This window comes from Polynucleobacter sp. QLW-P1DATA-2, assembly GCF_001870365.1.
GTDB lineage: Bacteria > Pseudomonadota > Gammaproteobacteria > Burkholderiales > Burkholderiaceae > Polynucleobacter.
Genome location: NZ_LZMQ01000009.1, coordinates 27,882 through 43,364 on the forward strand (window position 1 = coordinate 27,882; position 15,483 = coordinate 43,364).

Genomic DNA, 15,483 nt, shown 5'->3' on the forward strand with positions numbered 1-15,483 from the left:
CGTATTTCATTCAAATCTATTTTTATTCATTTTGTTCCCTTTGCTTTTTTGATATTAGGCTCGGGATTGAGCCTTTCAGTCCAAGCAGATGGCTTTCCCAATAAACCGATACGCTTGGTTGTGCCATTTGCGCCGGGGGGAAGCACGGACATCATTGCCCGCGCAGTAGGGGATGCATTGGGTCGGCAGCTAGGTCAACCTGTCATTGTTGATAACAAAGCAGGTGGCGGTGGTTCTGTTGGCGCTTTAGAGGTGATGCGCGCTCCCAAGGATGGTTACACCATCGGCATGGCAACCGTCTCGACAACTGCTGCAAATCCTGCGATCAACCCTAAGATAGGCTACGACCCAATTACGGATTTCACGGCCATTAGTAATATTGCCGCTACTCCAAACATCATCGCTGTAAACCCGTCCTTTCCTGCAAAAGATTTCAAAACCTTTATGGCAGTCTTAAAGGCAAATCCCGGCAAGTACTCTTATTCAAGCTCCGGTACAGGTGGCATTGGCCATCTCCAAACAGAGCTCTTTAAAAGCTTAACTGGTGTATTTATCGTCCATATTCCTTACCGTGGAGCAGGTCCTGCATTGGCCGATACCGTTGGCGGTCAAGTTTCGATGATTTTTGATAACTTGCCTTCTTCATTTCCGTTTATCAAAGATGGCAAGCTTGTACCAATAGTGATTGCTGCCCCTAAGCGCTTAGCGCAACTTCCAAATGTGCCTACTTTTACAGAGGTTGGTTTAGCTCCCGTTAACCGCATGGCTTACTACGGATTTTTAGGCCCCGCTGGCATGCCTAAGGATATCGTTGACAAATACTATGCCGCACTCAAGGTGGTGGTGAATGATCCTGCCGTCAAAAAACGGATTGAAGATACTGGTTCTTTGATTAACGTGAATGGGCCAGAGGCTTTTTCAAAAGAAATTAAAGCTGAATACGCGGTTTATAAAGAAGTGGTTGCTAAGCAAAAATTAGTTTTAGATTAATAAGCAACTCACGAACAGTCGAAGTAAAAATAAAACATTATTAGTGGGGACAGTATGGATTTAGGTATCAAGGGTAAAGTGGCTTTAGTGTTGGCGTCTAGCCGAGGCTTGGGTCAAGCAATGGCGGTCTCTCTCGCGCGCGAGGGTGTCAAGGTTGCTGTTACTGGACGCAATCCAGAGGGTTTGCAAAAGTCCGTTGAGTTGATTCAAGCTGCAGGCGGCATTGCTATGGCGTTGAGCTGGGACTTATCGGATGCATCCGTGATTGATGGCCTAGTTTCTCAAGTTGAGAAAGAGCTGGGACCGATTGATATTCTGATTAACAATACTGGTGGACCTCCGCCGACTCCAGCAGCTGGACAAGATCCTGCTCTTTGGCAAAAGAGCTTTAATGACATGGTTCTATCCTTGATTGCCATTACAGATCGAGTTTTACCTGGCATGCGTCAACGTAAGTGGGGTCGCATTATTACGAGTACCACTTCTGGTGCGATTGCCCCGATTAAGAACTTAGCTATTTCGAATACATTGCGTGCCGCTTTATTGGGATGGTCAAAGACTCTGGCTGCAGAAGTTGCTGCTGAGGGCGTAACTGTGAACATCATCATGCCTGGTCGTGTCGCTACTGATCGTTTGCGTCAGCTAGATGAAGCTAGGGCTAAGCGTGAGAACACCAGCTACGAGGAAGTTGTGAAAGCGAGTTTGCGACAAATCCCAGCAGGACGTTATGGCGATCCTCAGGAATACGGTGATGCCGCAGCGTTTTTAGCTAGTCAGAATGCTTCTTTTATCACTGGTACTGTCATGCGCATTGATGGCGGCCAGATACAGGCAATTTGATCCATCTTCTATCTAGCCTTATTCAAGGCTTGTGGCAAGACCTTCGCTCCAAGGAGTTAAGGTGGTTGTTGGTGGCGTTAATCCTATCGGTCAGCGCCTTAACCAGCGTGAGTTTTCTGGCTGATCGGATGCATCGGGCTTTTGAATTTGATGCGCGCCAACTTTTAGCTTCGGATCTTTTAATTGTTGCGGATCAGCCGATTCCTGAAGTTTTTCTTCAAGAGGCACAAAGCCAACAACTCCAGACTGCCCAAACAGTAGTATTTCCGAGTATGGCTAGTAGTGGTGAGCAGAGCAAGCTCTCTTCAGTAAAGGCTGTCAGCTCCACCTATCCTCTAAGGGGTTCACTGCAGGTTGAGCCGCCACCGAATATTGCATCGGGACCTATTAGGGGCTCTGTCTGGGCTGATCCAGCACTGTTAACAAATCTACATACCCATCTTGGCGACTCTTTACGGCTTGGCGATCATCAGTTTGTAATTTCTGGTGTATTAATGCGCGAGCTTGATCGCGGTGCTGGTTTTATGAACTTTGCACCACGAGTCATGATGTCTTTAGATGATCTAGAGTCCACCGGTCTGATCGGTCTTGGGAGTCGGGTTACGTATCGATTGTTGTTGGCTGGTAGCGATGAGCAAATAAGGCTTTATCAGAAGTGGGCTGCAAACTATATTGATGTTCAAAAGTTACGTGGTGTGCGGATTGAGACTTTGGAAAATGCACAACCCATGATGCGCAAAACACTGGAACGGGCAGAGCAATTTTTATCGCTCATTGCATTGCTCACTGCCATGATTGCAGCTGTAGCGATATCTTTGTCGGCGCGACGCTATATGATCGGTCAAGCCGATTCCTGTGCGGCACTGAAGTGTTTCGGCGCTACAAGCGCTACGATTTTAAAAAAACAAATGAAAACGTTGTTGGCGCTAGGACTATTTGCTGCGCTAGTGGGTTCCGGTTTGGGTTATTTAGTTCAAGAGCTACTAACCAGGCTATTAGGCAGCCTGATGGTGGGTAATTTACCGGGCATTTCAGTACAGCCAGTGTTATGGAGTGTCCTGTTTACATGGTTCTTATTGCTGGGATTTGCTGGGGCGCCCATTATGGGCTTGGCTAAGGTTTCACCCATGCGCTTAATTCGGAAAGAGTTTGAAATTACGAAGCTTGCCTCTATGTGGGTTGCCATCCTAGGCTTGCTGAGCTGTGCGGTTTTGATTTGGGTTGCGGCGCGCGATGCAAAATTGGCGCTTTGGGTTGGTTTGAGCTTTGTAGGAGCTATTTTAATTTTCTCGATAGCTGCCCGTCTGGTTTTATGGCTTCTCTCAAAAATCAATACCCAACACTTTGCCCTACGTTTTACGATTACGGCAATGGGCCGTAGGTCTGCCTTTGCGGTAATGCAAATTACCGCCTTGGGAATTGCCTTAATGGCCATCCTGCTTATTCTTCTCTTGCGCCAGGATTTGCTCAGTACTTGGCAAGGCAATATTCCAGCTAATGCTCCAAATCGCTTCATGATTAATATTCAGGGCGATCAGAAGACGGCTATTGCTCAAGCGCTTCAAGCGGGTGGAGTATCTAAACCAGATTTTTTTCCCATGGTGAGGGGGCGTCTTATTGCTGTGAATGGCTTAGATGTATCGCCGGCAGATTTTTCAGAAGAAAATGCCAAGCGCCTTATCGATCGTGAATTCAATTTGTCTTATACAGAGCAGTTGCCATTAGGTAATCGAATTGTGTCCGGCCAATGGATTGCCGGTGGTAGCCCACAAATCTCCATGGAAACGGGGATTGCCAAAACCTTAAAACTCAAACTTGGCGATCAAATCACCTTTGAAGTGGCAGGTGAGAAGGTAGTTGCCCCTATTACTTCTTTGCGTAAGCTTGATTGGGGCTCAATGCGCGTGAACTTCTTTGTCATCATGCCGCCATCGCAATTAGCTGGAATGCCACAATCGTGGATTACTTCGTATTACCAAGATCCCGCAAAGGAATCCATGGATTTTCAGCTTAGCCAGGCCAATCCCAATCTAACAATCGTTGATGTATCGGCATCCTTGCAACAAATTCAGGAGGTATTGAATAAATTATCTGCCGCACTTGGCCTCTTATTTGCCTTTACTGTGATTGCAGCAATCTTGGTATTGATTGCAGCAATTGCAGCAACTCAAGATGAGCGCTTCAGAAATGCCGCTCTTTTAAAAGCTATGGGTGCATCCCGCACAGTGTTATCGCAAATAGCCCGCACTGAATTACTCATTATTGGCTTTACTGCTGGCTTGTTAGCAGGCGTGGCGGCCGGTGCTGCTGCTTGGGCGCTCGGACGCTACGTTATGGATATTGAATTTAATGCCTTTGCGGAGGCTATCTTGATGGGTGTTACTTTCGGGGTAGTTGCATCTCTTACAGCGGGCTATCGCTTTCAGAATCGAATTCAAGGCGCTACGGCAGTTGAATGTTTGCGTGAGGCCTAAAAAGGCCTAAGAGAGTTTCACTAAGCTCTTGGGAAGTTCGACCAGTCTCGAGCCAGCAAGGCGGTCTGGCAAGCTTTTACGAAGCCCAGGTTCTCTGCGATCGAGATAAATGCTTAAGGGCCAAATAAACAGAGCGACAGTAAAGATCATCTCAATAATCTGCCACTTTTCTAAGTGAAAAATCCATTGCAATAGCACGCATGGCGCAATCCAGAGCGAGCCATAGATATAACGCCTGATTGCTTGAGGTCTCGTCAAATCAAATCCATTGCTAGCAATCAAACGAACACGCCACGTTTGCATGGCTAAGGTTTGTCCAGACTTAGTCCAATACCAAACAAAGTAAATGCCTAGGACAAGATAGAGATATAGGAAGGAGAGCCAGCTTGGTAGAACCATTCCAAACATCATGCCTAATAGCAAGTTGGGCACTAAAAATGTGAGGGCAACAACACCGAGCAAAACCAGTTGTTCATAAAGGCAACACGAGACCCGACGCCAAAAATTTGGAGCAGGTAATGCATTGAGTTCAGTAGGCGTCATTAATAAACTAGAACAACAACAGCTCAATATACTTCTGAGCTGGGGGGCGTAGGTGGCGTAGGCTCAGGAACCACAGCCCTAGGTCTTGGTGCTGGTGGCGGTGGGGTGGTATCTTGCTTAATGGTGTGTTGCTGAAGGGTGGGCGCATTGATGGCATTGGGTTTTTTCTTGGCCTCAATCTCCGCTAATTTTTTCTTCTGCTCGTCACTCAGCTTTTGATAGGCACTCCAAGCCTCTGCCTTTTTCTCAGCAGGGAACTTGAGACTAATTAAATAATTTTCACGTGCTATGCGACGATCTTTTTGAGAGAGATTAGACCAACTAGCCATGCGAGATTGCAGGCGCTCTTGATCGGTAGCGCTCATCTTCGGGTAGATGCTGGCGATATAGATCCATTTCTTGCGACTTTCTGGGAGCATATAGTCCCAGTCGCTCTCTAGGGGAGCGAGAACTTTTTGCTGTGAAGGGTTTAAGCCTTCCCAAGTCCCATCTGGCGTCTTGGCGGGAATGGCGGCAGACTTGCCGTGAGATCCGCTAGGCGCAGTTTGTGCCTTCACTGCTGGAGCACAAATTAAAAAGATGCCCACCACCATCGCCAAAAAGGCGCCAGAAGTAGAGGACATCATTTTTTGCTGCATTGATCGTTTTAAATTATTTGCTCGGCACTAAAGAAGAAGCGCTGTCTTGAGAATCGGAGAGTGGACCGTTTTTCAAGAAAGCCATAAAGCCACTATCAGCATACGCATCTGGAGGAACATCATCTGTGAGTAAAGCAGCATCTACTTCAGCAATATCGTTGATGCGAGATTCATCTTGCCATTGGGCAATACCAATTAAGCCAAATACAAGTACTACCAAAGGAGCTACCCAACCAACGGTGTCCCAAAAACCGTTAGAGGAGCGAGGCGACCAATTACGAGCAAACCCAGCAAAAACGGGTTTTTGTACCAACATCTTTTCAGGTTTGCGCACAGCCAAAGCCTTCATACGGGCAGCATGTAAGCGGTCTTTGATGCCAGCAGGCAAGCTTTGAGCGCTCTGACTCAATATGGCGGCACTCGCTCGACCAAATTGGTCTGCTTCTGACTGGGTGAGGGATTCATCTCGATGTTTCACAGGGTAATTCCTTTTAATTTCAATGCTTTAGCTAGAGTTTGGGTGGCTCTAGAACAATGCGTTTTGACACTGCCTTCGCTACAACTCATGGCTTTGGCAGTCTCAGTGATACTTAACTCATCCCAATAACGCATCAGGAAGGCTTCTCGTTGACGTACAGGTAATTTAGCTATTTCTGACTCCAAAGCCTGTAAAAGCTGACTTTGTTCTAGTTTTTGAGACCCATCTTGGTGAATTTCACTGTCATCTGGGGCTGAAAGGGACTCCAGGGGGTCAAAATCATCACTTTCATCGCTTTTTCTGCCCATACTCGAAAACAGGGTGACCCAAGTGTTTCTGACTTTTTGACGTCGAAAGTGGTCATGAATGCGGTTTTGTAAGATTCTGGTGAAGACCAATGGAAGTTCAGAAATAGGCCTATCACCGTATTTCTCAGCCAATTTGATCATTGCATCTTGAACAATATCCATAGCAGCATCATCATCACGCACGGCATATACCGCCTGCTTGAAGGCGCGCTGCTCGACGCTACTTAGAAAGTCGGATAGTTCTTGGGCTGATGCCATGCAATCAATTACACCTGAATCGGTAAGAGTTGAGCTATTTTAGGGGATTGCTATAGAATATAGGGCTTACTACCTAGATTCTCATTTACGAAGTGGTTTTTCCGGTAGCAGCGCCGTTCGAACTCAGGCCATAAGCAGGAGATAGAACAGACCAAACAATTTTTTGCCGAAAATTGCAAAGGACGAAAGAAAATGAATACAAGCAGCGCCGAATTTTTAGCTACTAAAGCTAATCAAGACTCAACAAATACAAATCCCGTAACAGCTCCTCCAGAAATGATTGGTGCTGAAATGCTCGTGCATGCATTGCACAAAGAGGGTGTTGAATTCGTGTGGGGTTACCCAGGCGGTTCCGTTCTCTTCATCTACGACGAGATTTTTAAACAAGATAAGTTTGAACATATTTTGGTCCGTCATGAACAAGCAGCCGTTCATGCAGCCGATGGTTACGCACGCGCAACCGGTAAGGTTGGAGTTGCCCTAGTAACTTCGGGTCCAGGTGTGACCAATGCAGTTACCGGTATTGCTACTGCCTACACTGATTCGATCCCGATGGTGATCATCAGCGGTAACGTACCGACATACGCAATTGGTGAAGATGCATTCCAAGAGGCTGATACTGTTGGTATTACTCGCCCAGTGGTAAAGCACAATTTCCTCGTTAAGGATGTGAAAGATTTGCCGCTGGTGTTGAAGAAGGCATTTCACATTGCGCAAACAGGTCGTCCAGGCCCAGTATTGATTGACATCCCCAAGGATGTCTCTGCGGCCAAAGGCCCGTTCGTGTATCCAGAAACCTTGGAGATGCGCTCTTACAATCCGGTAGTAAAAGGCCATAGTGGGCAGATCCGCAAAGCGGTTGCTTTGCTGCAAGAAGCCGAGCGTCCCTACATCTACACCGGTGGTGGCGTCATTCTTTCGGATGCCGCTCCAGAGTTAAAAGAATTTGCTGAGCTCTTGGGCTATCCAGTGACTAATACCTTAATGGGTTTAGGTGGCTTCCCAGGCACTAGTCCGCAATTTTTAGGCATGCTCGGTATGCATGGAACCTACGAAGCCAATATGGCGATGCAGCACAGTGATGTGTTGATTGCTATTGGCGCTCGTTTTGATGATCGCGTGATTGGCAATACCAATAGATTATCGTCTTAAATATTGAAGGGTTAAGCCGAGGCTTAGCTGTCGCGTAACGAAATGATTGAAGATTTAATCTTTACAACGATTTGTTATCAAAGTCACTTGAGTCATGACGTTCAAGAAGTTGTTCGGATGGTTCACCCCAAGTGCGGTTAACAATACGACCTCGTTTTACGGCAGGGCGCTCAAGAATTCTATCTGCCCATCGCTGAACGTTCAGATATTCGTGTACGCTGAGGAATTCTGCAGCTCCGTAAAGCCATCCTTTAACAAGGGCGCCATACCAAGGAAAAACAGCAATATCTGCGATGGTGTATTCCTTGCCAGCGAGATATTCATTTTCAGCTAAACGTTGATCTAGAACATCCAGTTGGCGCTTGGTTTCCATCGCAAATCGGTCAATGGGGTATTCCATTTTGAAGGGGGCATAAGCATAGAAGTGTCCAAAGCCTCCGCCTAAGTAAGGTGCGCTACCCATTTGCCAGAAAAGCCAATTCATTGTTTCGGTACGAGTGGCAATATCTTTGGGCAGGAAAGCATCAAATTTTTCGGCAAGATAAAGCAAAATTGAGCCAGATTCAAAAACACGGATAGGAATCGATGTACTACGATCAAGTAGCGCTGGAATTTTTGAGTTCGGATTGATCTTTACAAAACCCGAGCCAAATTGATCGCCTTCGCTAATCCTAATTAACCAGGCGTCATATTCAGCGCCAATGTGACCAAGGGCAAGAAGCTCTTCGAGCATGATGGTTACTTTGACGCCATTAGGCGTACCCATTGAATACAGTTGTATAGGATGGCGCCCAATGGGCAATTCTTTTTTCTCTCTGGACCCCGCAGTAGGTCGATTGACGTTTGCAAATTGACCGCCATTTGGCTTTTCCCAAGTCCAGACTTTGGGCGGCGTGTATTCAGTTATATCAGTCATTTTTTACCTTAGCAAGTTCTCAGCAAGTTTAATCTAGCTGACCTAAAATTGTTCAAGACAAATTACCAAATAGTTTTTTAGGAGCTTTGATGAAATATCGCTTATTGGGCAATACAGGACTTTATGTTTCCGAGCTCTGCTTAGGTACGATGACTTTTGGCGCGCAAGGATTTTGGGAGATTATGGGTGGCCTACAGCAGTCTGCTGTTAATGAGTTGGTAAAGACTTCATTTGATAGCGGCATTAATTTTTTCGATACGGCTAATGTCTATTCGATGGGTCAATCCGAAGCCTTGCTAGGTCAAGCAATTAAAGATTGTGGCTTGCCACGAGATCAGTTGGTGGTTGCGACCAAATCTACTGGGATCATGGACGAAACTCCCAACGGAAGAGGCCAGTCCCGTTTCCATATATTTAATGAAGTTGACGCAAGTTTGAAGCGCTTACAGTTAGATCATATTGATCTCTACCAAGTGCATGGCTTTGATCCATTAACGCCATTTGAGGAATCGCTATCTGCTCTAAATGATTTAGTTCGAATGGGTAAGATTCGCTATATTGGTTTATGCAATATGGCAGCATGGCAAGTGATGAAGGCAATAGGTATTTCACGGCAAAAAGGCTTTGCTGAGTTTGCAAGTGTGCAGTCTTACTACTCTATTGCTGGTCGGGATCTTGAGCGGGAGATATTCCCATTGGTCCAAGATCAAAAATTAGGGCTGATGGTATGGAGTCCCTTAGCTGGTGGTTACCTCTCGGGTAAATTTAATCGAGATACGACAAATCCTGATGGTGCAAGACGTTCCAATTTTGATTTCCCGCCGATTAACAAAGACAAGGCCCTTGCTTGCATTGATGCGATGACACCAATTGCTAAGGCCCATGGCGTATCAGTTGCCCAAGTCGCTCTGGCTTGGATTTTGTCTAAGAAGCCTGTTTCAAGCATCATTATTGGCGCTCGCAAATTAGAGCAATTAAAAGACAATATTGCTGCTGGCAAGCTAGCCCTGACAGAAGATGACCTTAAGTCCTTGGATGAAGTCAGCGCTTTGTCGTCCGAGTATCCGGGTTGGATGCTTGCCTTTCAGGGTCAATATCGCGCTACGCCACCAGTAAAAGAATAATTTTTAATATTCAAATAACCATTTTAAGGAAAAATATGAATACATTTGATGCAATCCGCGAACGTAGGGCTGTTAAGCACTTTGACCCAAGCCATGAATTTACTAAGCAAGAGACTGACCAGCTGTTAGATCTTGCTATGCAAGCGCCATCTTCATTCAATATCCAACACTGGCGCTTAGTGAATGTTACTGACAAGGTCCTCAGGACTAAGTTGCGTGAAGCTGCAAATAATCAAGCTCAAGTTACCGAAGCATCTTTACTATTTGTTGTGACTGTTGATATCAAGGCATGGGAAAAAGATCCTGCCCGATATTGGGTAAATGCACCCAAAGAAGCTCAAGATATTTTAGTTCCCTGGATTCATCCTTTTTACTCTGGTAAAGAGCAATTACAAAGAGATGAAGCAATGCGTTCTGCTGGCATCATGTTGCAAACTATGATGCTATCTGCTAAGGCTATGGGCTATGACTCATGCCCAATGGTGGGCTTTGATTTTGATAAGGTGGCAGAGCTGATTCATTTACCTAAAGACTATGCCATTGCTGCTATGTTGGTAGTTGGTAAGGGTATTAAACCAGCATGGCCTAAACCTGGATTTATCCCTAAGTCAGAAATGATCATTGAAAATCACTTTTGAATTAAGACACCTTCTGGATTGAGTGGGTAGATCCAGGCGTAAGTCCTGGTGGCCCACTAGAAACGTAAACCCCCATCAGAAATGATGGGGGTTTTGTTTTTCAGATCCCCGTTGAATCAATCTTCTCTGCCTCAGCAAGATATCAACTAATCCTTTATAGTTAATTGACTAGTCAACTAATTATATGAAAAAAATCAATTTTCCTACTACTGAGTTCTATACACCAGAGGCTTATACGCCTCAAGGAAGTTTGGTGTACCTAATGGTCCGAAACAAATCCCTTTATCAGCGCCTAGCGGACATGAGACTGACTGATTTGGGAATTACGGCTTCTCAAGTGGGCATCCTGATGATGGTCGGACACGGTGAAAAAGCCACCATATCTTCAATTTCTCAAATATGGGGAATCAATGCTGCAGCTACTGTCCGAATGGTCCAAAAGCTCGAGACAATGCAGTTAATCAAAAAACTCCCCTCCAATAAAGATGGTCGAGTAACCCATTTGTCATTAACTACCACTGGAAAGCGTCTTATTAAGCGCATTCCAGCCCGTTTATGTGATTTGCTTAATCATTCTTTAATGGGTTTTACATTGAAAGAATTTGATCAACTAAAAAGATACTTACTTCGCATTGAGGCAAATAATTTGCAGCAACTTAGAGATTCATAATGAAGTTATCAATAAAAAATTTGTCTATTCTGGCGCCAATTTCAGTGATTGTCACGCTGACCTCATGTGCGTTATTTCCAAGGGATGGGTTGCCTGAACAGACTGCAAAACCTTTGGAAATACTTGAGCCGAACTTGATCACTCAAGCTCCGCAAATTGAGGATCAGTGGTGGACTGCCTTTGGAGACCAGCAGTTAAATCAATTAGTGGATTTGGGGCTGCGTCAGTCTCCCAGTTTGGATATTGCCGGCGCTAGGATTGTGGCAGCACAGGCGATGTTAGAGACTGAGAAAGCCGCGTTTCTTCCTCAGGTTGGTGTGGGTGGGCAGGTTGACCGTCAACAGATTTCGCAAAACTATATCTTTGTACCGGGGATGCCAATCTACACAGGCTATGGTTTGGTAAATGCGTCTCTAAACTGGTCGTTGGATATATGGGGCAAACAAAAGAAATACTATGACGCTGCTAAAAATCAAGCAAAAGCAGCACAGGCCAGCTATAAAGCTTCGGAACTCTTGCTCTCCACTGCCATTGTGCGAGTGTATTTTGATTACGATCGCGTTACTCAGGCGCAAGTGTTATATACCCGTGACGCAGAAGTAAAGAAAAGCCTCTATCAAATTGCTCAAGAAAAGCAAAAGGCCGGTTTGGCTGATGCGTTCATGATTAATCAGCGTAAGGTGGACTATGAGAGTGTCCAAGTAAATCTAAGTCAAGCCATTCTCAGTAAGCAGATGATTCAACATCAACTTGCTGCTCTAGTGCAGGAGGGTCCATCCTGGGGTGAAAGATTACAATCTCCAGCCATCAAACTTGCGGGATTGAATTTGCCAGAGGTGATTCCTGCAAATCTTCTAGAGCGTAGACCTGATCTGCAAGCGCTGTTGAGTCAAATTGACGTAGCCAAACTCCAGTTAGAGGGGGCGAAATTAGAATACTTACCAGATATTAATTTAGCTGGATTTGTGGGTGTTCAATCTTTTGGTTTATCTCAACTATTTGCTAGTAGGAGTCAGCAATTTAGTATTGGCCCTGCGATTAGCTTACCCATTTTTGATGGCGGCCTTATTAATGCCAATATTACTGGCAAGGAAGCAAACCGTAATCAAGCAATTGCCAATTATCAAGAGCAGCTTGTGCAGGCTTTGCGAGAAGTTGCTGATGGCATCGGTACGATGCAGAGCTCGCAAGCAAATTATGCGAGCTATAGCAATGCCTATCAAAGCGCTAAGACCAATTATGAAATTACTCAAAGTAGAAGTGATGCAGGAGTCAGCTCCAAAGAATCACTATTAACCATAGAGCAGGCCTATATTGCACAGGGCCAGAATATTGCTGAGGCTAAAGCAAAAATGCTTACCGCAAACGTGATTTTGGTTCAAGCTCTGGGCGGCTCCTATTTGCAAACACCATCTCAATCCCATTAAAAATTTATATAAAGAATTGAATTATGGAAACCGTAGCTGAAAATAAAAAATTCGACAGAACAAAGGCCTTCAAAATATTTGGCGTAGTACTGGCTTTTCTGTGTGTGCTTGTACTTATCTATTGGCTCATATTTGGTCGTAACTCTGAATCTACGGATGATGCATATGTGGCAGGATCGCAAGTACAAATAGTTGCTCAAATTGAGGGTGCGATAGCAGCAGTCAATGTATCAGAAACACAAGCCGTAAAAGAGGGGCAAGTTCTATTTAAGATAGATCCAACTGAGGCCAAAATTGCTTCAGAAAAAGCAGATATTGATCTTCTTAATGCTTATTTAGAATACCAAAAAAGAAATTCCTTACAGGGTGATGCTGCAGTATCGAGAGAAGAGTTAGACCACTCTTATTTAAATTTACGAAAGTTAGCAGAAAGCGCCCGTCAGGCTTATATTAATTTATTGCGTGTTGAAGTTCAGAGCCCAACTAACGCTATCTTAGCTAAACGTTATGCCCAAATTGGGCAGCGAGTTGCCCCTGGCACGGCCCTTGGATTATTGGTTGCAAAAGATGAGATTTGGGTAGACGCCAATTTCAAAGAAGATCAATTACGCAATATCCGCGTTGGTCAACCAGTCAAGTTGGAATCAGACATCTACGGAGGCAAGATTGAGTATCGCGGCATAGTAGTCGGTTTTGCACCGGGCACTGGATCAACATTAGCGCTGTTGCCTGCTCAAAATGCAACTGGTAATTGGGTAAAGGTAGTTCAGCGCTTGCCGGTTCGTATTGCATTGGATGGTGAGCAACTTAAGGGGTTCCCTCTTCGAATTGGATTATCCATGAATGTTAAGGTCGATACCAGCAATCATGCTGGTGTTCCCCTGCAAGCGATGGAGAGCGGAAATTCTCAAGATACTAATATCTATCTTAAGCAATATGAGCTCGCAGAAAGCCATATCAACTCTATTTTGCATCGGTAAGTACAGATTTATTTTCGCTGATGGCTCATAAGGAAACTCCCCCACAATTAGTAGGACTCAAACTAGTTTTAGCAACTTTAGCTTTAGGTTTGGGGTCGTTCATGAATGTATTGGATATATCAATAGCCAATGTATCGTTGCCTTCCATAGCAGGGGATTTTGCTGTCAGTCCGGCGCAAGGGACTTGGGTTATTACTTCATATGCAGTAAGCGAAGCGATTATGTTGCCTCTAACGGGGTGGTTGGCTGGCAGATTTGGAGATGTTCGTCAGTTCACGGTGGCAACCCTGTTGTTTACCTTGGCTTCTTTGTTTTGCGGAGCTTCACAATCATTCGAGATGTTATTGTTTTCAAGAGTTCTACAAGGGGTGGTTGGCGCCTCAATGATTCCGTTATCGCAATCGCTCATTATTAAGATTTTTCCAGCCAATAAAAGAGGTGCAGCTTTAGGAATTTGGTCACTTACCCTGATCATCGCACCCGTTCTTGGGCCTGTAGTAGGGGGCTGGCTCACCGATAATTATGTGTGGAGACTCGTTTTCTTTATCAACATTCCTTTTGGCTTGTTATGCGCTTTTGCAGTCACAAAGTTAATGAAGGGTCGAGAATCTCCAAAAGTGATTACCCCAATCGATAAAGTTGGTTTAGCTTTGTTGACCGTTGGTATTGGTAGTCTACAAATACTTTTAGATAAAGGCAATGAGCTTAACTGGTTTGGTTCCACCACTATCTGTATCTTGGCTATTATTTCAGTTATTACATTGATTTCTCTTGTAATTTGGGAGCTGGGGGAAGAGTATCCCATTGTAAATTTGCGGCTCTTTGGCAATCGAAACTTTTTAATTGCTGCAAGCTGTTTAGGTATTGGTAGTTTTGCCTTTTATATTTTTGTAATTATTGGTCCCTTATGGATGCAAACCCAATTGGGATATACCCCCACCTTAGCTGGTGAGGTAATGGCTGTCGTAGGATGTTTATCTATTTTCTTTGGCCCGTTTTTTGGGATTAATCTTGATCGATTTGGGGCGCGGCAGGTAGCTACCATTGGATTTACTGCTTTTGGTTTTTCTGCATGGATGAGTGGATCAATCACATCAGATGTTTCATTTGGACATCTGCAATTAGTGCGTTTATTGGCTGGTATTGGTGTTGCGGGATTTTTTGTACCCATGACAGCAATTTCCTTGTCACAAATAAAACCTCAACTCATTAGCGCTGCAACAGGCTTAACTAACTTTCTTAGAAATATGGGCGGAAGCGTGGGAACTGCAATTGGAGTAACGGTCTGGCAAAACCAAGCATCCACTTATCATGCAAATTTAGTTGAGTACATTAATCCTGCGAATGTTGGGTATGAGCAAGCTACAAATCTTTTATCTTCTCAAGGAATGACTGGCCTTCAAATTAGTCAATATATTGATATTCTTATTAATGCTCAAGCTTATGTCCTTTCAACAAATCATCTCTTAATGCTTTCTGGATTAATTATGGTTTCCTTAATTCCAATTATTTGGTTTGCTAAACCACCCTTTGGTGGCGGTGGGGGCGGCCACTGATTGTTGAATTATTGTTAGCTAAAAAATAATGAAATTAGCTTAGGAATTTTCAGAATTCCTTTAGTCTAGAATGATCATAAAAAGACTTTGGAGCAACGAGGTGTTAGATGGTTGTTCCAAATATCCTTTGGTTATGAAAACCAAAGACCGAGAGACCACTTCTTTTAAATCCACAAATTTGCTTACACGTCGACACTGACCACCCGCAGAGCCCCTGTTTATAATGGTCTACCTTGGGTGTCTGCTCTCATAATCCTTTGGTCCCAGGTTCAAGTCCTGGTGGGCCCACCAGAAAAGCAAACCCTTATCAGAAATGGTGGGGGTTTTGTCTTTTTAAATTACCATCTATCTATGAATCAACAAGAGTTAAGAAACCAACTGCGGGATATAACCCTTATCAACGCGAGCATAGTGTCTTATGGCAATGCCGCCATAAGGCGAATAACAAGTGGATCCACATATATTCTGGAAATGACGCCTTGAACTGCTTT

At 44.6% G+C, this 15,483-nt stretch carries 14 protein-coding genes and 1 pseudogene; 10 read left to right on the forward strand and 5 right to left on the reverse strand.

Going from position 1 to position 15,483, the window contains the following annotated elements:
- Positions 1-66 precede the first annotated feature (66 nt).
- From A9236_RS09925 to A9236_RS09935, 3 genes are read left to right on the forward strand one after another with little or no spacing between them, the layout of a single operon-like run.
- Positions 67-990, forward strand: a complete 924-nt coding sequence (locus A9236_RS09925; RefSeq protein WP_236638868.1) for a tripartite tricarboxylate transporter substrate binding protein BugE — start codon at positions 67-69, stop codon at positions 988-990.
- 54 nt (positions 991-1,044) lie between these two features.
- Positions 1,045-1,830, forward strand: coding sequence for an SDR family oxidoreductase (locus A9236_RS09930; protein ID WP_071465883.1), 786 nt, complete (start codon positions 1,045-1,047; stop codon positions 1,828-1,830).
- Positions 1,827-4,304, forward strand: a complete 2,478-nt coding sequence (locus tag A9236_RS09935) for an ABC transporter permease (protein ID WP_071465882.1) — start codon at positions 1,827-1,829, stop codon at positions 4,302-4,304. Before A9236_RS09930 ends, A9236_RS09935 begins: the two co-directional genes overlap by 4 nt.
- Before the next feature lie 6 nt (positions 4,305-4,310).
- Here the strand turns inward: A9236_RS09935 and A9236_RS09940 are convergent, their stop codons facing one another.
- From A9236_RS09940 to A9236_RS09955, 4 genes are read right to left on the reverse strand one after another with little or no spacing between them, the layout of a single operon-like run.
- Positions 4,311-4,847: an RDD family protein gene (locus tag A9236_RS09940; RefSeq protein ID WP_071465881.1), complete on the reverse strand. Its 537-nt coding sequence runs from the start codon at positions 4,845-4,847 to the stop codon at positions 4,311-4,313.
- A gap of 23 nt (positions 4,848-4,870) precedes the next feature.
- The gene (locus A9236_RS09945; RefSeq protein ID WP_236638873.1) at positions 4,871-5,470 is read right to left on the reverse strand and encodes a DUF3106 domain-containing protein; all 600 of its coding nucleotides are present in this window, start codon (positions 5,468-5,470) and stop codon (positions 4,871-4,873) included.
- Between the two features lie 28 nt (positions 5,471-5,498).
- Positions 5,499-5,963, reverse strand: a complete 465-nt coding sequence (locus tag A9236_RS09950) for a DUF3619 family protein (protein WP_071465879.1) — start codon at positions 5,961-5,963, stop codon at positions 5,499-5,501.
- The gene (locus tag A9236_RS09955) at positions 5,960-6,529 is read right to left on the reverse strand and encodes an RNA polymerase sigma factor (protein WP_071465878.1); all 570 of its coding nucleotides are present in this window, start codon (positions 6,527-6,529) and stop codon (positions 5,960-5,962) included. The genes A9236_RS09950 and A9236_RS09955 overlap by 4 nt, the downstream gene beginning before the upstream one ends.
- A gap of 192 nt (positions 6,530-6,721) precedes the next feature.
- Here A9236_RS09955 and A9236_RS09960 point away from each other — a divergent pair.
- Positions 6,722-7,678 (forward strand): annotated as a pseudogene (locus A9236_RS09960) (thiamine pyrophosphate-binding protein); the annotation flags it as partial.
- 64 nt (positions 7,679-7,742) lie between these two features.
- Here A9236_RS09960 and yghU read toward each other — a convergent pair.
- Entirely contained in the window at positions 7,743-8,597 is an 855-nt protein-coding gene (gene yghU / locus A9236_RS09965) for a glutathione-dependent disulfide-bond oxidoreductase (RefSeq protein WP_071465160.1), read from the reverse strand.
- Positions 8,598-8,686: 89 nt separating this feature from the next.
- Here yghU and A9236_RS09970 point away from each other — a divergent pair, with 89 nt between their 5' ends.
- The 6 genes from A9236_RS09970 to A9236_RS09995 all read left to right on the forward strand — a co-directional run bounded on the left by A9236_RS09970 (position 8,687) and on the right by A9236_RS09995 (position 14,992).
- Positions 8,687-9,721, forward strand: a complete 1,035-nt coding sequence (locus A9236_RS09970) for an aldo/keto reductase (protein WP_071465161.1) — start codon at positions 8,687-8,689, stop codon at positions 9,719-9,721.
- Positions 9,722-9,756: 35 nt separating this feature from the next.
- Complete coding sequence (locus tag A9236_RS09975) at positions 9,757-10,359, forward strand: nitroreductase family protein (protein ID WP_071465162.1); 603 nt, start codon at positions 9,757-9,759, stop codon at positions 10,357-10,359.
- Positions 10,360-10,543: 184 nt separating this feature from the next.
- Positions 10,544-11,029 carry a MarR family winged helix-turn-helix transcriptional regulator gene (locus A9236_RS09980; RefSeq protein ID WP_071465163.1) on the forward strand — a complete coding sequence of 162 codons (486 nt, stop codon included), beginning with the start codon at positions 10,544-10,546 and terminating at the stop codon, positions 11,027-11,029.
- Entirely contained in the window at positions 11,029-12,456 is a 1,428-nt protein-coding gene (locus A9236_RS09985; RefSeq protein WP_071465164.1) for an efflux transporter outer membrane subunit, read from the forward strand. Before A9236_RS09980 ends, A9236_RS09985 begins: the two co-directional genes overlap by 1 nt.
- A 23-nt stretch (positions 12,457-12,479) precedes the next feature.
- Positions 12,480-13,436, forward strand: a complete 957-nt coding sequence (locus A9236_RS09990; RefSeq protein WP_071465165.1) for an efflux RND transporter periplasmic adaptor subunit — start codon at positions 12,480-12,482, stop codon at positions 13,434-13,436.
- Between the two features lie 20 nt (positions 13,437-13,456).
- The gene (locus A9236_RS09995) at positions 13,457-14,992 is read left to right on the forward strand and encodes a DHA2 family efflux MFS transporter permease subunit (RefSeq protein ID WP_071465166.1); all 1,536 of its coding nucleotides are present in this window, start codon (positions 13,457-13,459) and stop codon (positions 14,990-14,992) included.
- Positions 14,993-15,483: the final 491 nt, after the last annotated feature.